16 protein-coding genes are annotated in these 17,195 nt (G+C 46.8%); 6 read left to right on the top strand and 10 right to left on the bottom strand.

Features of this window, described 5'->3' with window-relative positions; translation table 11 throughout:
* Window positions 1–67 precede the first annotated feature (67 nt).
* Window positions 68–415 (bottom strand): YlbF family regulator, encoded by a 348-nt coding sequence (locus BLQ32_RS09145; protein ID WP_074510111.1) that lies wholly within the window; start codon window positions 413–415, stop codon window positions 68–70.
* Window positions 416–427: 12 nt separating this feature from the next.
* Window positions 428–1,576: a DUF445 domain-containing protein gene (locus tag BLQ32_RS09140; protein WP_244890340.1), complete on the bottom strand. Its 1,149-nt coding sequence runs from the start codon at window positions 1,574–1,576 to the stop codon at window positions 428–430.
* 82 nt (window positions 1,577–1,658) lie between these two features.
* On the opposite strand from BLQ32_RS09140, the gene BLQ32_RS09135 reads away from it, so the two are divergent.
* Window positions 1,659–1,862 carry a YheE family protein gene (locus BLQ32_RS09135; protein ID WP_074510110.1) on the top strand — a complete coding sequence of 68 codons (204 nt, stop codon included), beginning with the start codon at window positions 1,659–1,661 and terminating at the stop codon, window positions 1,860–1,862.
* A 96-nt stretch (window positions 1,863–1,958) separates the two neighbouring features.
* Here BLQ32_RS09135 and BLQ32_RS09130 read toward each other — a convergent pair whose 3' ends face one another.
* Window positions 1,959–3,713 carry an ABC transporter ATP-binding protein gene (locus BLQ32_RS09130; protein ID WP_074510109.1) on the bottom strand — a complete coding sequence of 585 codons (1,755 nt, stop codon included), beginning with the start codon at window positions 3,711–3,713 and terminating at the stop codon, window positions 1,959–1,961.
* Window positions 3,714–3,715: 2 nt separating this feature from the next.
* Window positions 3,716–5,452, bottom strand: a complete 1,737-nt coding sequence (locus BLQ32_RS09125) for an ABC transporter ATP-binding protein (RefSeq protein WP_053166632.1) — start codon at window positions 5,450–5,452, stop codon at window positions 3,716–3,718.
* Between the two features lie 597 nt (window positions 5,453–6,049).
* On the opposite strand from BLQ32_RS09125, the gene BLQ32_RS09120 reads away from it, so the two are divergent.
* Window positions 6,050–6,571: a universal stress protein gene (locus BLQ32_RS09120; protein ID WP_036807936.1), complete on the top strand. Its 522-nt coding sequence runs from the start codon at window positions 6,050–6,052 to the stop codon at window positions 6,569–6,571.
* A gap of 172 nt (window positions 6,572–6,743) precedes the next feature.
* Window positions 6,744–7,178, top strand: a complete 435-nt coding sequence (locus BLQ32_RS09115; protein WP_036807931.1) for a low molecular weight phosphatase family protein — start codon at window positions 6,744–6,746, stop codon at window positions 7,176–7,178.
* A 29-nt stretch (window positions 7,179–7,207) separates the two neighbouring features.
* On the opposite strand, the gene kynB is transcribed toward BLQ32_RS09115, so the two are convergent.
* Genes kynB through chrA form a run of 3 tightly spaced genes read right to left on the bottom strand, consistent with a single transcriptional unit; the run spans window position 7,208 to window position 10,270 of the window.
* Window positions 7,208–7,831, bottom strand: coding sequence for an arylformamidase (gene kynB / locus BLQ32_RS09110; RefSeq protein WP_074510108.1), 624 nt, complete (start codon window positions 7,829–7,831; stop codon window positions 7,208–7,210).
* Complete coding sequence (gene kynU / locus BLQ32_RS09105) at window positions 7,832–9,085, bottom strand: kynureninase (protein ID WP_074510107.1); 1,254 nt, start codon at window positions 9,083–9,085, stop codon at window positions 7,832–7,834.
* Between the two features lie 12 nt (window positions 9,086–9,097).
* Window positions 9,098–10,270, bottom strand: a complete 1,173-nt coding sequence (gene chrA, locus BLQ32_RS09100; RefSeq protein ID WP_074510106.1) for a chromate efflux transporter — start codon at window positions 10,268–10,270, stop codon at window positions 9,098–9,100.
* A gap of 231 nt (window positions 10,271–10,501) precedes the next feature.
* On the opposite strand from chrA, the gene BLQ32_RS09095 reads away from it, so the two are divergent.
* The 3 genes from BLQ32_RS09095 (at window position 10,502) to BLQ32_RS09085 (ending at window position 13,359) form a co-directional block, all read left to right on the top strand.
* Window positions 10,502–11,800, top strand: coding sequence for a hemolysin family protein (locus BLQ32_RS09095; RefSeq protein WP_244890339.1), 1,299 nt, complete (start codon window positions 10,502–10,504; stop codon window positions 11,798–11,800).
* An 83-nt stretch (window positions 11,801–11,883) separates the two neighbouring features.
* Window positions 11,884–12,771, top strand: coding sequence for a cation diffusion facilitator family transporter (locus tag BLQ32_RS09090; protein ID WP_036807907.1), 888 nt, complete (start codon window positions 11,884–11,886; stop codon window positions 12,769–12,771).
* A gap of 21 nt (window positions 12,772–12,792) precedes the next feature.
* The gene (locus tag BLQ32_RS09085; RefSeq protein ID WP_074510104.1) at window positions 12,793–13,359 is read left to right on the top strand and encodes a hypothetical protein; all 567 of its coding nucleotides are present in this window, start codon (window positions 12,793–12,795) and stop codon (window positions 13,357–13,359) included.
* Window positions 13,360–14,029: 670 nt separating this feature from the next.
* On the opposite strand, the gene BLQ32_RS09080 is transcribed toward BLQ32_RS09085, so the two are convergent.
* The 3 genes from BLQ32_RS09080 to BLQ32_RS09070 form a co-directional block, all read right to left on the bottom strand.
* Window positions 14,030–14,434, bottom strand: a complete 405-nt coding sequence (locus tag BLQ32_RS09080; RefSeq protein WP_074510103.1) for a YndM family protein — start codon at window positions 14,432–14,434, stop codon at window positions 14,030–14,032.
* 103 nt (window positions 14,435–14,537) lie between these two features.
* Window positions 14,538–15,833 carry a DUF2254 domain-containing protein gene (locus BLQ32_RS09075; protein WP_074510102.1) on the bottom strand — a complete coding sequence of 432 codons (1,296 nt, stop codon included), beginning with the start codon at window positions 15,831–15,833 and terminating at the stop codon, window positions 14,538–14,540.
* Between the two features lie 95 nt (window positions 15,834–15,928).
* Window positions 15,929–17,128, bottom strand: coding sequence for a cytochrome P450 family protein (locus tag BLQ32_RS09070; protein ID WP_036807891.1), 1,200 nt, complete (start codon window positions 17,126–17,128; stop codon window positions 15,929–15,931).
* Window positions 17,129–17,195 lie beyond the last annotated feature (67 nt).

Raw genomic sequence — 17,195 nt, 5'->3', positions numbered from 1 at the left:
TAAAATGAATAGTCATTCACTCTACGTATTCGGTGTCTTCTTGTGAAAATCCTTTATTTTAATCCAATTACATTGATTCGTAAAGCGATTGAACCGGTTTGATTAATACGCGGTTTACTTCATCAATGATTTGGCTCAAGCCCATTTCAGCTTCAAGCATAGCTAAAATTTTCGGATCAGCTTGTGCAGCCTGCGCTGTCGCTTGTGCACTGACCATTTCTTCTTCAGTGATTTCTTCGCCTTGCGCTTGTTTTTGCTGAAGCGTAATTTGAAGGTCGCGGAAGTTCTTGAACAATTGGCTGGAATCGCTGTCTGCTGTGACAGCTTCCACCGCTTGCTTCAATTTGCCGAATTCCTCGGTGCTGCGGAACGTGCTTTCTAATTTGTTGATGTCATCGTAAATATTAACTGCCATGATCATTCTCCTCTACGCGTTATTTAGCACGATGCTGATAATTCCTTGGAAAATCCCAATAAATCCACCAAGGAAAAAGCCCAGTGCCGTAATCATCTTCAATTCTCGTTGTGAAATTCCCAGAACCAATTCTTCCAGGCGGCTCAGCGGCAATGAGTCCACTTGCTCTTTCACCATGCCTTGGATATCAATCTTATGAAGCGTATCTTCCAATTTCACTTCCCCTTGTTCAAAAACAAAATCCGTGACAAGCGGGATAATATTGGCACTTGTCCATTCTAACCCTGTCGGCCAAGTCTCTGCAAGTGTCCGGTCCAAACGGCCGTCGATATTGGCAATTTCACGCACATATTGTTTAACGGCGCCTACTGCCGGCTCAAAATCAAATTCCTTCAGCAAGTCATCCGCTCTGCGGTCCTGAAGTTTTTCCCATTCTCCGTATGCCAGCGTAATGGCCAATTCAAACGTTCTTGGGGAATTTAAGAATTTGATGATTTCCGGTTGGATGCGGTCAACAATCGGTTTGGATTCGCCAAGCAGGGAGTGCAGCATATGGCCGAAACGTCCGCGCGACTCCAGGAATTCATCGAAGAAGTTTTTGACGGTTTGGCGCCCTTCAATCGAAGCAAAATAATCCGACCCTTGGTCAATGCCGTATTTCACGGCATGAATCATCTTTTGTTCTGTTTCTTCTTTCCAGTTTTCCGGAAGCAGTTCACCGATGGTTTTGCCTTCAATATAAGCGCGCAGCGACAACGCTTGCCGGTCCACCAGTTCATCCAGCTTTGATTCGATCCGTACATCCAGATTCTGTTGTCCGGCAATTTCCAGCCAGCCATTAAGTGAACGCTGCGACTCAAAAACATGCGTCTTCAGTTCCCGGTACATCCAAGCCTCTAATTTGCTGCGCATTTCTTCATTGAAGAAACGCTTCTTGAATGTTTCCGGCGTCAGCAAGTGCTGAACGATGGTGCGCCCTAGCTGCGTCGATAACTCGTCGCGGCGTTTCGGGATTAAGCCGGGTGTAAAAGGAAGGCGCCATTTGCCAATATAAACGGCTTTATACGGCCGGAACAGCATCTTGATGGCGATAAAGTTGGTAATGCCGCCGATTAAAGCACCAATGACTGCCATTAAAACAATGGTCAATAGAATACTCACGATCTTCACTCATTTCTTTTTTCTTCTTTGTCATTCACATAAAATCCCTTTATACTGAAGAAAGAACCAAAGGAGGATTTGTATGCTGCAGCATTTTAAATTTAAACCAATGTTTGAAAACTCCCAGCTGCCTGGCTGGAATATATCCTTTTTCTATAAAAACGAACGAATTGCAGGCGAGTATCATCCCGATGGCCGCATCGTCTGGCTTTCCAAAGCACCTGAAGACGAAGAAGCGATTAAAACAATGATCCACGAGCTGATGCTCTACCATGTATACGATTAAAGCGCCGGAAAGTTTCCGGTGCTTTTTATTATATGTAAGGTTCAATGATTTTAACAGCAATAGCATTTTCGGCGACAAAAAAAGGGAATGCCCCTTTTACCCGACGTGCTGGGTAGAGGACATTCCAGATTGGATTTGATACATCTGATAGTACTGGCCGCCTAGTTTCATCAGCTCGTCGTGAGAACCTGATTCTACTATGGAGCCGCGGTCAAGAACAAGAATGCGGTCTGCGTTCTTGATCGTCGACAACCGATGGGCAATGATGAAGGTAGTGCGGCCTTTTTTCAGCACTTCCATTGCATGCTGAATGATTTCTTCCGTCTCCGTATCGATGTTCGAAGTGGCTTCATCCAGAATGAGGATGGCCGGATCGAAAGCCAGTGCGCGGGCAAATGAAACCAATTGCCGCTGGCCGGAAGAAAGGGTGCTGCCTTTTTCCACTACCGGTTCGTCAATGCCGCCCGGTAAATGTTTCAGCACCCGCTCACCGCCAACAGCAGCAAGCGCATCTTCCACCATTTTGCGGGTGATCCGCTTGTCTCCAAGCGACACGTTCGACTCGATCGTCCCTGTGAACAAGTACGGATCCTGCAGGACAATTCCCATATGCTCTCGGACAGCCTGGCGGGACATTTTCGTAATGTCCTGCCCATCAATGGTTATGGCCCCTTTAGTCGCATCATAGAAGCGGAACAGCAAATTCATGATGGAACTTTTGCCGGATCCCGTATGGCCGACCAACGCAACCGTTTCCCCTTGCTTTGCTTCGAACGAAATATCCTTCAGGACATACTCTTCGTCTTTATAAGCGAACCAGACATTTTCCACCCGGACATTGCCGCGGTATCGGGCAATGTTTTCGTCGCTGACCGCTTCGCCTTCCCGGTCAAGCAAACGGAAAACGCGTTCCGCTGCTACAAGCGCCTGTTCAAGCTTGGCAAACTGGTTGACGATGCCGCTGATCGGATTGAACAAACGGATGATGTAATCCACGAAGGCGTAAAGGACGCCTACTGTCACTGCTGAGTTTGCCGTAATGGCATTGGTGCCGAAATACCAGATAAACAATACAAAAACCAAGGAGCGCAGTACGCCAACCATATTGTAGGAAGCAGTCGCTTCCAAAATGAGCAGTTTCTGCTGGAATTTGTAATGCTTGTTGTTCATTTCTTCAAATTCTTCTTTCATCTGCTTCTCGCGGCGGAAGGCCTGGATGATCGTCATCCCCTGAATCGACTCGTTGATCATGGCGTTCATGTCGCTCAATTTTTCTCGGACAACGTGGTTGTATTTAGCCGCAAACTTCCGGTACAACAGCATCCAGCCGTATAGGAGCGGAACCAGCACCAGCATCATCGCCGCCAGTTTCCAATCCAGATAAAACATGGCGACGTAAATGCCGCCCATATACATAAAGCTGGTAGCGAATTGCGACAGCACCGTTACAAACAATTCCCGGATTGCTTCCGTATCGTTTGTAATGCGGGAGACTACCTTTCCGGCAGGCAAGCTGTCAAAATAACGGATTGGCAATGTCTGTACATGCCTGTAGACATCATTGCGCATTTTCTGGATGATGCGGTTGGCCCCTTTCTGCAAGTATAAATACTCGAGAAAGCGGAATACCGCTGCGACGATCCCGAGCCCCAGATAAACAGCCAACAAGTAGGCAATCGGCTCAAAGTTGAGCGTGCCGCCGACCGGTGCGATGTGGTTGTCGATAATTTCCTTGGCCACAAGCGGCGCCGCCAAGTCAGCCGCTACCGTAATGGCTAAAAGCAGCAAACCCCCGATTAAAATTCCTTTAAAATGCATGGCGTATTGGAGCAAACGTTTTCCTGTCCCCATGCTTACACCTCCTCAATCTGCTGGCGGAGGAATTGTTCACTATACCAACCTTTTGTTTTCAGCAAGTCTTCATGTGTTCCTTCTTCGATGACTTTTCCGTCATCCAGTACAACAATCCAATCGGCATGCTGAACTGCCGATAGGCGGTGAGTTGTAATAATCGTCGTTTTCCCGGAGCGTTCTGCCTGGATATTCTCAATAATCTTCGCTTCTGTTTTCGCATCCACGGCAGAAAGCGAATCATCCAGAATCAGTATTTCCGGGTTTTTGATCAATGCCCGTGCAATGGAAATCCGCTGTTTCTGGCCACCGGATAAAGCGACGCCTTTTTCCCCTACCAAGGTTTCCAGGCCATTCGGCAGCATCTCCAGATCTTTTTCGAAATGGGAAAGCCGAATGGCTTCTTGGATGTCCTCTTCGGTTGCATCCGATTTTCCAAATAAAATATTGGCCCGGATCGTACGGGAAAACAGCACGTGGTCCTGCGGCACATAGCCGATCCAACTGCGCAGCTGATCTTTTGTCAAATCGCTCAATTCGACGCCATTCATCATGACAGACCCTTCGCCGAGCGGATACTCTCTCAATAATTGCTTCACGAAGGTCGTCTTCCCGCTTCCGGTCTTTCCGACAATGCCCAGCGTTTGGCCGCTGTTCATCGAGAGATTGATGCCTTGCAGGTTGATCGAACTCGATTGCGGATACGTGAAACTGAAGTCCCGGAAGCCGATATGGCTTGGTTTTTCAATGAACTCCGGAGTGGCCGGGTCTTTCACGTCTTCCTGGTAATCGAGTGTTTCGTTTACCCGGTCTACCGACGCATTGCCTCGCTGCAGGATATTGATCATTTCACCGATGGCAAACATCGGCCAGACAATCATTCCCAAGTACACGTTAAAGGCGACCAAATCGCCGAGCGACATGGTGCCCTCTGCAACGAGCACTGCCCCGTAGCCCAAACCGATCATATAGCTGATGGTAGTCAGGACTTTTGTGACCGGCATAAACAAGGCATCAATGCGCTCAACGGCCATGTTTTTTTCATACACATCATTGGTCATATCCGAGAATTCTTTTTCAGATGCCCGCTCTTGCACGTAGGCACGGATGACCCGTACACCACCCACAGATTCAAGCACACTGTCGTTCATCCCACCAAAAGCATCCTGTGCTGCCGTATAGCGGACATGGATTTTTTTGCCGAGTATTTGAACGACAATCGCGAGGATCGGCAATGGGATGAGTGCAAAAAACGTTAATTCCCATGACACCAAAAAGCCCATTGCGACAATGATCGTTGCCATGTACAAAGTGGAGTCGACCATTGTCAAAATCCCGAAACCGGCCGTCTCGGAAATGGCCCGCAAATCATTCGTTGCCCGCGCCATTAAATCGCCGGTCCGGTTTTTTTCATAAAATGTCGGAGTCATTTTCAAAAATTGCCCCATCAAGCTGGAACGGAGCTGGCGTTCAATGACGTATGCCCCGCCAAACAGCTGATATTGCCAGACAAAATTGATTAAGTAGGCCAGCACTAATGACACCACCAGCACAAGAATGTATTGCCATAATAACTGGCTAGTCAGTTCTTGCTGGGCAATTGAATCGATTGCGATGCCAATTAGCCAAGGCGGCACAATTTCAATGACGTTCGCAATCATCAATAAGCCTACAGCTACGGTGTAGCGCAGCCAGTTTTCTTTAAAAAACCATCTTAATTTCCATAAAACACTAAACATCATTTACGCCTTCTTTCTTCTTTCTGCTTTACGTGTCTGCTAGTCGCCTTCCAGCGATTCCTTGATTAGAATTTTTCGTTGTTGAAGTTTTTTCATCTTCATTCTCTCCTTTGGTTTTTTATCTATTTGAACAGCAAAAAGCTGGACAAAACCCTGTTTGTCCTCAAAGGGCCGGCAATTGAACACAAAAAAGCGCGTACCTGTTTTCTAGGCACGCGCGCATGAAAAGAGGACTGGGTATCAGACCAGCCCCGATATTTTTAGTCCCGAAATAAATTCAAAGGGAAAAATTCGGATGGTCCGACATTAATATGAAGTTGGCTGAACCTGCAATCCATAACTTTTTCATTGTCAAAACCTCCTTTTCCTTTGATTTGGTAATTTAAGAGTAACACCCTTATTTTTAGATTGTCAAGATTTTTCGGAATAAATCGAAATCTTAATAAAATAAGATATTCTTCCTATTTATTAATACAGAATCAATGCAAAATTTCCAGCTATGCCATCTTCCATGCGCTCGCCTTAAGCAATTAAGGTTTCGTTTTCTATGCCTAGGGTAATTTAGTAGTAACAATATTAGAATCGGAGTTGAATGGTATGTATCAAAACATTATGGTGGCTTATGATGGTTCAGACGGCAGCCGCCTGGCATTCGACCAAGCTATTGAATTCAAAAAAGCCCTGCCTGATGTTAAATTGACCATTATTTATGTGAACGAGCAATACCACGAATCCACCGGGTTAGTAGAAGCAGGAGGCGGCACGACGCCCCGGGTTGTTTCCGCGAATGTAGACAGTACGTATGCCCAATTTATGCCGCCCGACATTGATGGCATGGCGTCTCAGACAAACACCGATTATGTGGATACATCCATCGAATTCTCCAAGCATATGCATAATTCGATTCACCAGCAGCTGGAGGAAAAAGGTATCCAAGCGAATGTCTTAGCTTTGGAAGGAAGTGCCAGCAAAACGATCCCTGCTTTTATTGAAGAACAGCATGTGGATTTATTGATTATTGGCAACAGCGGCAAATCCGGCCTTCAAAAGTTCTTCGTCGGATCGGTAAGCCGTAAATTGATCAAAGAGGCTCCGTGTTCAGTTCTCGTAGTAAAATAATGGAAGTTTACTCGGTGGGTGTATTCCAATAGAACCGAGTAAACTTATTTTTTTGATACTTTCTTGATTTATTGCCTTGTATTAGTAAGAAAGTGTCAGTTTAAAAGTGGATGAGGTGGGTATAGATTACTAATAAGAGAAAAGTTATCACAGAGGAAGAAGGGATTCAGCCATGTCTAAACATACCGTATATTTTCTTTCTTCCAGCCAGCACCGCGGTCTCATGGCTGAAATCTGGGCGAACCGCCTCGAACTCAGTGATTGGGATATCCGAAGTGCTGCATGGGGCGATCCGTCGATTAACGACACGCCAGTTGAGATAATGAAAGAAATTGTATTGAATGTGCCGGAAGTACAGCCGCGTGCATACAACTCTCAAGAAGTAAGCCAGGCAGACCTGATTGTTGCGCTGCATGACAGCGAATACGAGTCCGCTGATATACCAAGCGATTTACCCGCACAGAAAGTGCTGAGGTGGGACATCCAGAATCCGGAGCTCCGTTCGTCTGACTTGTCGGAACAATGGGCCTTGTATCAGGAAGTGTGCGACGAAATAGCGATCAACATCAAGAACCTGGAGCCGTATTTCCGCTCTGCACATATGTAAAAAAACCTTCACATAAGTGAAGGTTTTTTTTACGTGTATAGGACTGCACGGACCGGGCTTCCATCAGCGTCTTTGATTTTCAGCGGCAGTGCCGCCAATTGGTAAACGCCTGCCGGCACCTCATCGAGGACAATGCCCTCCAAAATGAATCGGTTATGGCGGTTCATCGCCATATGCATCGGCAAGTCTTTGCTGTGTTCTGTATCCACCGACGGCACATCCACTCCCAGCAGCTTGATGCCGTTCTCCTTCATCCACTCAGCAATCGACGGGTCGAACAGCGGCCAGGTTTCCGGGAATTTGGTCCGGTCTTTCCAGCTGTCTGTTTTCAGCAAAATGGCGGTGACTCCTTTTTCCACTGCCGGCAAATCCGAACCGGTTATTTCAGTTTTCCCTCTTACATCCGCTACTTGCGCTGTTGTTAAATAGCAGTCCAGGGGCAATTCGCTGATTTTGATGCCGTCATCGTCGTAATGGAAAGGTGCATCCACATGTGTTCCGATATGCGTACTTGTCACCACTTTCCCTACGTTGACAGAACCGCTTTGTTCAATGGTCGCTGCAAGCTCGTATTGGAATGGAATATCCCCTGGCCATTCCGGTGTCTGCCCGCTCAATTCCATCGAAATATCGTATATTTTTTCGATTTTCATCTACGCCACCACATTTCGTTCATTAGTATAGTTCTTATACAATTCTTCAACCATCACTTTTTTCAAACGCTTGACCATTTCTTCCACATCTTCCACCGACGTATACAAAGCGACAGGTGCAAGGCGGATGATGTTCGGTGCACGGAAATCAGGTACAACTCCGGCTTCTTTCAATGCTTTGCAAATTCGTGCCGCTTCCTTATGGGCCAGCGCAATATGCCCTCCACGTTCTTCATCCCGTTCCGGTGTCACATCATCGAATTCAGGGATCTCCTCGGCAATCAATTCCCGCAGAAGCCGGGTCAGTTGCAGCGATTTCTGACGAACGTTCCCAATGCCGGCTTCTTCAAATATTTCCAAGCTGCCAAGCAGCGGCGCCATGCTGAAGATATGCGGAGTGCCTACTTGGTAAGCTCCTGCCCCTTCCGCTTTTGTAAAGGAATGATCCATATCAAATTGCTTCGTTTTATCTGAACCGAACCAGCCAGCCAGGCCGGGAAGCAATTGGTGATGGCGTTCATGAAGATACAGGCCGCCTGTGCCGCCTGGACCTGAATTCATATACTTGTAATGGCACCAGACCGCAAAGTCTACTTCCGCATCATGCAATGCATGGGGAAGCGCGCCAATGGAATGGGCCAGGTCAAAGCCGACAAGAATCCCTTTTTGATGGGCGGCTTGAGTAATTTCCTGAATCGGCAGCAGCTGCCCGCTTCGGTACAAAACGGATGGCAATAATAGTACAGCCACATCTTCCGTCAACTGCTCCAAAATATCTTCAAGTTCCAGCGTGTAGCCATCCCGGCTCCGGATTTTTTTCAAAGCCGTTTCGGGATTTAGTCCCCGCAGCCGCAAATGGCTTTCCACCGCGTAAATATCGGATGGAAAATTCAATTCATCTACTACGATTGCGGAGCGGCTTTCCGACGGTTGAAAAACCGTCGCGAGCATTTGGTGGATATTCGAGGTGATCGATCCGGTCACCATCACTTCATGCGGCAAGGCCCCGACAAGCGGCGCAATCCGCGCACTTAAATTTTCCGCCAGCGTGAACCAGGGATCGGTTCCTTCTGTCCAGCCATCAATGCCGTGGGCTCTCCAGCTTTCCGTGATTTCAAGCAGCTTGGTTTCCGCCCTTTTTGACATCAGCCCAAGCGAATTGCCATCCATGTAAATTTCATTTTCCTTTTGATAGAACTCGGCTTTAAAACGTGCCAGTGAATCGGGCTGTTCCCCATTTTTTGCAATTGCCACTCGACATCCCCCTTATGATAGAAATGCGTATGCCCCTGCTCCAAGAATTGCGGTAACCAGTACAACAATCCATGGTGCCAGTTTAAAATAGACTAACATTGCAAAGGCGATAATCGCAATTGCGAAGTCGAGCGGCCCGCGGATTCCCGAAGTGAAAACCGGGTCGTACAACGCTGCCAGCAAAATGCCGACCACACCTGCATTAACGCCTTTTAAGGCTGCCTGCACCCCAGACTTCGTACGGATGATGCTCCAAAACGGCAAAGTGCCGATTACCAGCAGAAACGACGGCAAGAACATGGCCACTACGGCAAGCAAAACGCCAAGTCCGCTGCCCATCAATTGACCCAAGTAACCAGCCAAAGTGAATAAAGGTCCAGGAACGGCTTGTGCCGCTCCGTAACCGGAAATAAAGAGATCCGCTGACATCCAGTTTGGAACCACTTCCCGTTCAAGCATCGGCAAGACGACATGCCCGCCGCCGAATACGATTGATCCGACGCGGTAGAAAATATCAAATATAGCGTAATAGCTTGATTCGATAACGGGGCGAAGCAAAGGCAATCCGATCAGCAGTCCGGCAAAAATCGCCCAAGCCGCTAACCCCGTCTTTTTGCCGAACGTTAAAGCCAGCTTGACGGCTTCCGGCGCCTCTGCTTTTCGATAAAGAAAATAACCGATGATTCCGGTCAATACAATGATGCCAATTTGAGCCCAAGCGGTCGGCATCAGCAAAATTGCCGCAGCAGCACCGACAGCAATCGCGATTCTGGGTTTATCCGGGGCAAGCGACTTGCCCATCCCCAACAAGGCATGTGCGACTACCGCAACCGCAACGATTTTTAAGCCCTGGATCCAGCCGCTGTCGAAAGAACCATTGGTAACAAGCAAGGCAAACAATACGAGCAAGATGACCGAAGGCATTGTAAAGCCGAACCAGGATAGAAAGCCGCCGAATATTCCGCCTCTCAGCATGCCGATAGAAATTCCGACTTGTGAACTTGCCGGCCCCGGCAGGAATTGGCACAATGCGACCAAATCGGCATAGGCTTTATCGTCAAGCCATTTTCGCTTCACCACATACTCTTCCCGGAAATACCCAAGATGTGCTGTAGGGCCTCCAAAAGAAGTCAGCCCTAATTTCGTAGATGCTTTTAAAATTTCCATGTAATTCTTTTTTGCCATAATTCTCTCCTTCGCCGTTTTGATTTTTGGCTGAGTTTTGTGCTATTTACTCAGCCCTTCCTTTAAGCATAACTGATTGCTTATATGAGTGAGTATTACAATTTCGTAAACTTGTTTTCAGAATTATTTGTCTTTTATTGTTTAATCTTTTATTATTAAAACAAATCAAACTTTCCTTTCAGGAGGTGTAAACTTTGTTTCGCTTTTTAGAAGCTGAAGCAAAGGAGCCATTTGGACATACCCATACGATTGACAGCGATTGCTGTCTTCCTCGCGGCTACTGCCTTTTTCTCAGCCAGTGAATTTGCGATAGTGAAAGTACGGACTTCCCGCATTGACGCTTTGTTTGCTGACAGAAGCAAACGGGCAATCGCGGCAAAAAAAGTTATGTCCGGCATGGACAATTATTTATGCCTTTGCCAGATCGGCCTTACTGCATCCATTTTAGGAGTTGGGTGGTTAGGCTATGGCCTGGCTAAACAGTTTACTTTGCCAATCGTGATGCACGTTGGCTTTTCACCCGGCACTGCCGAAACTGTTTCCATGGTTCTCACTTTTATGTCAATCGCTTTTCTGCTCATCGTCGCCGGTGCCTTGGTGCCGAAATCGATTGCTGCCCAGCAGGCTGAAAAAATCTTGCTGGCCAATGCTCGTTGGCTTGTCTGGTGCAGCCGGCTGTTATTTGTTTTCATCCCGCTCTTCCAGGGCTCCGTCCGTTATATCACAGGCATGTCCGGGGTGCAGCGCATGTCTGCAGGCAGTGCTGCCCATACGGAAGAAGAAGTAAAACGGCTCTTGTCGGACAGCTTAAAAAACGGCGATTCCAATGCCCTCAAATATGCATATGCCCATAAACTTTTTGAGTTCGAAAGTTTGAATGCGAAAGACATCATGGTTCCCCGCACCGCCATGACTACAATTGAAAAAGATACGAGCTTGAAACAAGCCATCCAGTTTGTCCAAAACGAGCAATTTACCCGCTATCCCATTACCGACGGCGATAAAGACCACATTGTCGGAGTGGTAAATATGAAGCACCTGTTGACGGCTTTTATTCAAGATCCGGCAAACGGGCAGCTGCCTGTCGGGATTTTTGCTTTGCCGGTCATCCAAGTCATTGACGCAAGTAAAGCCAGCGAGCTGCTGTTGAAAATGCAGCATGAACGGATTCATATGGCCATTCTGCGGGACGAATACGGAGGGACGTCCGGCCTTGTGACAATTGAAGACATCCTCGAGGAAATTGTCGGTGACATCCAGGACGAATTTGATACAGATGAAATTCCGGAAGTCCAACAACTGGGAGAAGGCCATTATATCTTTGATGCCAAACTGTTGATTGACCACATCAATAATCTGCTGGGAATTGATATAGCGGATAAAGACATTGATACAATCGGAGGATGGTTTATGGCCAAAAGTTTTGATACAATTAAAGGGCAAAAAATTTCTGAGCAAAATTACGATTTTTTGGCAAAAGAAATCGATGGACATCAACTCCTCTACTTAGAAGTTCAAAGGCGCAAATAAAGACAAATACAGAATTTACACGAAACGGCTCTCATTCGAGGGTCGTTTCACTTTGTTTACAAGACTTGGAGGCGGGAAACTTTATGGAGCTCTATACAAATTTGCGCAAAGGGGAAAAAGGCGCCTGGATCAGCATCGGCGCCTATGTCTTTCTCAGCGCATTAAAGCTCTCTTTCGGGTATGCCGGCTCTTCAGAAGCACTGAAGGCGGACGGACTGAACAACTTAACAGATATTATTGCATCGGTGGCCGTATTGATCGGATTGCGGATTTCGCAAAAACCGCCTGACGAAAACCACCATTATGGCCATTTGCGGGCAGAAACAATCGCTTCACTGCTTGCCTCGTTCATCATGGCCATTATCGGGCTGCAAGTGCTTTTAGGGGCCGTACGCAATTTCTTCTCCCCTGCAGAAGCTGCACCTTCCCTTTATACAGCAGGAATCGCTTTTTTCAGTGCTTTGGTGATGTACTTTGTGTATCGCTATAATATGAAGCTCAGCCGCCAGATAAAAAGTTCTGCCGTGCGGGCAGCCGCCTACGACAACCGTTCGGATGCCTTGGTCAGTATTGGCGCCGGCATCGGAATTATCGGAGCGGTTCTTGGTGCTCCGATAATTGATGTGGTTACGGCATTTATCGTCGGACTGATTATCATCAAAACAGCGCTGGACATTTTCAAGGAAGCTGTTTTGACTTTGACCGATGGGTTTAACGAAGACGAAGTGGAAACGATGTCCGTCCTGGTGCGTAAAGTGCCGGGCGTCAGCATCTTACGGGACTTTAAAGGCCGCAATCACGGCAACGTCATGTTCATTGATTTGACTATAGGGGTCAACCCTTCCTTGAATGTGATTGAGAGCCATTGGATAACTGAGGAAATTGAACGAAAAATCCAAAAAGTGAAACCGAATTGCGTCGTACTCGTACATATAGAACCGGACTATCAAAATCCAGACTGGTCCGATTAATGGTTTAAGGGGACTTGGAATATGTATGATTTTGTCGACCAGAAGAAAATCATTTACATCACCTTCGCAATCATTTTATTGATTTCTTCTCTTTTTGCGCCAGTGGCCATTTTCTATCCGTTAAAAGTCATTTTTATCACACCGGAGGCACTTGCAATCGGAACTTCTTATATTTCGCTCATCACGGGCGGCATTGGCATTGCGCTGATTGCTGCAGGCTTGTTCGCTTTGGCGCTCATTGAAATGCGGATGAAGAAGTATCTGACCGCCGCTATTTTGTTTGTGGCCGGCAGTGCCGGTATGTGGTTGTCGCTTAGTGACTATTACTACATGACAACGGATGAATTCACTTACAACGGGCCCTTTTCTATTTCTTCCGAAAGCTACAAATGGGAAGATTTCGAGAAAATCGAAGAGCGGATTGGAAAAGAAGACAACACACAAACCGTCCAATCCGTAGCCATGCATTTGAAAAATGGCAAAGTGATTGAAATGTCTTCCGGCAAAATTCTTGAAATGCGCGGCGACCTCGCCAGCCGGATTCAACAGGCCGGCGGACTATACGAACGCGTTGAGCTCGAACAATAAGGGCATGAAAAAAGACTCCTGTGAAGGAGTCTTTTTTCTCAGCCTGTAAACAAAGGCTAGATGAAATGTGTAGAAATGCATAAAACCAACCGGACCGGCCACTTCGCTTTCCGTGGGCTCAGCTTCAGCCTCCTCGTCGCTTCGAAAACCCGCTGCTCCTGTTTCTGCATCGCTTCGCTAGCTTCGAAACATGGAAGTGCGTTGCATCGCGGCGCTAGCTTCGTCGCAAAGACATGGCCTCACTGCCTTCGGCCAATGTCTTGCCTGCGGGGTCTTCAGCTTTCGTCGCTCCGTCGCGTTTCTCCTTCACTGCTCCCATAGGAGTCTCCGTGGCTGGTCCAGTTGGACGACTCTCTTTCTTCCGAAAGTGAACGATAAATCGGATGCTGTTCAACCAGCTAGCTCAAGAAGAAAAGCGATACTTCCGGGTAGCCTTTACTTGGAGAATCCGGAGTGAAAGCCGGCGACTCCAGCGGGATAGCGAAGTGCCGAAATCCACTCGGGACGCTAGTTCCGAGTTAGTTCGGCGCGAGCCCGCGGAACGCGTCCGGCTGTAACGGAGGATCCGGTATCTTCTCTCCAGTCGTAGGTTTATTCAGCTATCATGTGTAAAAAATTTTTTATCTACAAGCTCTGAAAAAAGACTCCTGTGAAGGAGTCTTTTTTTATTTTATCGAGTTGCTGTGCCTGTTGTATCATGCTTTTCAGGGAAGACGCTGCGGTCAAGGTATTTGTGGAAGAACCATTCCCCGCCGCCAATAACAAGAGCCGAAATAATCGCCGGAGTGATAATATCGACATTATTGCCGACCAGTGCATCCCCCATTAGCCAAATGACCAGGAACGCGACGACTATATCAGATACCGTAGCAATGGCATTGCGTTTGTTCTGGTCTGAACGATTTCCTGCTTTTCGGAAAATCATCAAATCGCCCATTACGTATGCAACTAAGGTTAACACTAGGCTAATCCATAAGGTGTCAGCGAAAGGAACATCAAACAGTAAAGTGAGGATAATAAGTAAGACTGCTGCAATCATAACGAACTTCATGGCCAATGCTTTTACGTGATTCATCTTCCTTGCCTCCTTTATTTGTTGTTATTGATTTTTTACCCGCTCTTATTTTTTATTAATCATATTTATAAAAATTTTCTTGACTTTTTAGAATAATTAGTTTTCAGTTCATCTTTTGAAGCAAAACGGACTCATGGCCAGTGATGTCAGCGAGCTCGTCCACTTTCTTTTGTAGGAAATCCCTGTCGAGGGACTTCAATTCCCCGTCATTGATGGCTTCTAATAAATAAAGTTGGATTCTCCAGATTGTGTCGTACCGCAATTCAGGGGCCAAAGCAGCTGTGACAATCAATGCATCCGTCATCGAAGAATGAACCGAAACGTCTTTCTTGCTGTGGTAAGATATCTGATAAAATGTTTTGTACAAAATATCGCTGTACGATTCAAAACGGTAAAGCAGCCGGTTATGGCCTCGTTCATCCGTTAACACCAAACCATCCGTCTTCAAATGGCTCATTTCGCCAAGTAAATGGCCCAGCCGGACTAAAATATCTTTTGCTGTATTTGGATCTTGCCTCCCGGGTGAAGTGGCCCGTACGGCGACTTCCGTAATTTTTTGGATGGCATATCCCAGATCCTGGTCTGCCGTCCGTTCATCACCTATGGTTATATAGTCAGTGAACGGCAAATCCATTTTCTGTTCAGAATAAAGATGAAAAACCGGTTTTCCTTCATAAACGTAATCGCCAATTTTAACAATCACTTCAATAGCACCGTCATTTTCTTCAGCCAACTCCATTAAACGCGATAAGTCGATAAAGTGAATGTACCCAGCCCGCGTCGCTTTTACTGTTTCTTCCAGATTCCGAGCTTGCCAATTTTCCTCCGACACATGCTTTTGTTCGTAAAGATCCAAGTATTGGGCAATTACTTGTTCCGCATCCGCTGTCAGCTTATTGGTTAACGTGCTGACTTGGACGTTTGAAGCCACAAAATGAATGTAATAAGCAAAGGTCGCAATACAGAAAAAGACAATCAGTATACCGGCGGTTGTGGAAAGGACTTCATGGTCAAACACATCTTCCTGCATATAAAGAAGCGACAGCATATTGAAAATAAATCCTCCGACGAATATGCCGAGGACATGCCGGGTGGTGGCGCTCTGAATAAAGTTTTCAGGAGCACGAGGGGAGAATTGGGAAGTGTACATCGTCAGGACAACGAGTACAGTCGAAAACGTAAATGTGGTCATTGTTAGCATAGCAGCTGTTAAAATTCCGAGGATTGTTTGCCCTTCAGCTACTTTTGTCAAAAAAATAGAAGGAATTCGATCGATAAACCGCTCTACCAAATACAAGTCGGCATAGAACGTGGCCAGTGAAAGAAGAATCGCCGCTACGCTGTATACAGCTGGTATAATCCAAATTTTTTCTTTTAAAACGTACGAAACGGGCTTCAACCGGACCCCTTCTTTCTTTTTCAGATAGCCTACTTTTCCCCCTCTCATGAAACTGCAAACGCGGACATAAAAAAGACCGGAATGGCATCCGGCCTTTACTCTTCAATGGCTAATGGGATTTCTTTGACGCCTCGGACAATCATTCCCGGCCGCCAAACGAGTTCGCTTTCATTCACTGCCAATCTCATTTTCGGAAAACGCTCCAGCAAACTGGAAATGGCGATTTCTCCTTCGAGCCGGGCAAGCGGCGCTCCCAAGCAAAAATGGATGCCCATGCCAAAAGCCAAATGCGGGCTTTTTTCCCGGGTAATATCAAAAACCTCTGGATCGTTGAACTTTTCAGGGTCGTGATTGGCGGCATTCAGCGACACCACCACCAAATCGCCTCTTTGGAACCGCTTGCCTTTGAATTCCATGTCTTCACTTGCCCAGCGGGACGTGCTGAATTCAACCGGTCCGTTATACCGAAGCGACTCTTCGATCGCTTGGGCAATCAGTTCCGGCTGCTCTCTGAGCTTCTGCTGCTGCTCTGGGTGTGCCAGCAATGCCAGTACTGTATTGCCGATCAAATTGACGGTCGTTTCATGCCCCGCAATAATCAGCAATGAGACGACACCATACAATTCTTTTTGAGTCAGCCGGTCCCCTTCTTCTTCGGCAATGATCAAATTGCTGATCAAATCATCTCCGGGCTGCTCATGCACTTTCGCAAACCATTCGCCTAAGTATTGGATAAACTGCGTCATATGTTCGTAAACACTGACCCCTATTTCTCCGCTTGTGCCTTCAATCAACGAATTCGACCAAAGCCGGAACTTGTCGCGGTCTTCTACCGGCACGCCCAAAATTTCGCAAATAACACTAATCGGCAATGGAAACGCAAAATCATCAATCAAATTGATGTTTTTTTTGTTCTCCATCCCATCCAGCAATTCATCGGCAATTTCCTGAATCCGGTCCCGCATCCCTGAAATCATTTTAGGGGTGAACGCTTTTTGCGCCAAGCCGCGCAGCCTTTTATGGTCCGGCGGATCGGAAAACAGCATATTCTGTGTAAAAACGGACATTTGATCCATCGTCCCGCCAAACAGCTTCGAATAGTCTTTGATAAAGCGCTGATCTTTTAATACGGCAGCCGCGTCTTCATAATCCGTAATCAGCCAGCCTTTCTGGCCGTCCGGAAACCTCACTTGGTGAACAGGATCCATTTCACGAAGCTTTGCATAAGCAGGATAAGGGTTTTGAATGAACTTTTCTGTGAACAACTCTGCTTCTCCGGAATTGAATGTATTCATCGCTACTCCTCCTTTTTCTTACATATACCCGCACCTGCTTGTTTTCGTCTCGTTCAATATGCTTAAA

This window comes from Planococcus glaciei (assembly GCF_900099655.1).
Classification (GTDB): Bacteria; Bacillota; Bacilli; order Bacillales_A; family Planococcaceae; genus Planococcus; species Planococcus glaciei.
The sequence above is the reverse complement of the archived record's forward strand: the minus strand, read 5'-3'. Positions and strand labels throughout refer to the sequence as shown.

What these genes read in the sequence shown, in the direction of transcription:
- BLQ32_RS09130 (WP_074510109.1), bottom strand. Translation starts at nt 3,713, where the DNA reads ATGGGGACAGGAAAACGTTTGCTCCAATACGCCATGCATTTTAAAGGA.
- BLQ32_RS09145 (WP_074510111.1), bottom strand. Translation starts at nt 415, where the DNA reads ATGGCAGTTAATATTTACGATGACATCAACAAATTAGAAAGCACGTTC.
- BLQ32_RS09120 (WP_036807936.1), top strand. Translation starts at nt 6,050, where the DNA reads ATGTATCAAAACATTATGGTGGCTTATGATGGTTCAGACGGCAGCCGC.
- BLQ32_RS09090 (WP_036807907.1), top strand. Translation starts at nt 11,884, where the DNA reads ATGGAGCTCTATACAAATTTGCGCAAAGGGGAAAAAGGCGCCTGGATC.
- BLQ32_RS09125 (WP_053166632.1), bottom strand. Translation starts at nt 5,452, where the DNA reads ATGTTTAGTGTTTTATGGAAATTAAGATGGTTTTTTAAAGAAAACTGG.
- BLQ32_RS09135 (WP_074510110.1), top strand. Translation starts at nt 1,659, where the DNA reads ATGCTGCAGCATTTTAAATTTAAACCAATGTTTGAAAACTCCCAGCTG.
- BLQ32_RS09080 (WP_074510103.1), bottom strand. Translation starts at nt 14,434, where the DNA reads ATGAATCACGTAAAAGCATTGGCCATGAAGTTCGTTATGATTGCAGCA.
- BLQ32_RS09085 (WP_074510104.1), top strand. Translation starts at nt 12,793, where the DNA reads ATGTATGATTTTGTCGACCAGAAGAAAATCATTTACATCACCTTCGCA.
- BLQ32_RS09070 (WP_036807891.1), bottom strand. Translation starts at nt 17,128, where the DNA reads ATGAATACATTCAATTCCGGAGAAGCAGAGTTGTTCACAGAAAAGTTC.
- kynB (WP_074510108.1), bottom strand. Translation starts at nt 7,831, where the DNA reads ATGAAAATCGAAAAAATATACGATATTTCGATGGAATTGAGCGGGCAG.
- BLQ32_RS09115 (WP_036807931.1), top strand. Translation starts at nt 6,744, where the DNA reads ATGTCTAAACATACCGTATATTTTCTTTCTTCCAGCCAGCACCGCGGT.
- chrA (WP_074510106.1), bottom strand. Translation starts at nt 10,270, where the DNA reads ATGGCAAAAAAGAATTACATGGAAATTTTAAAAGCATCTACGAAATTA.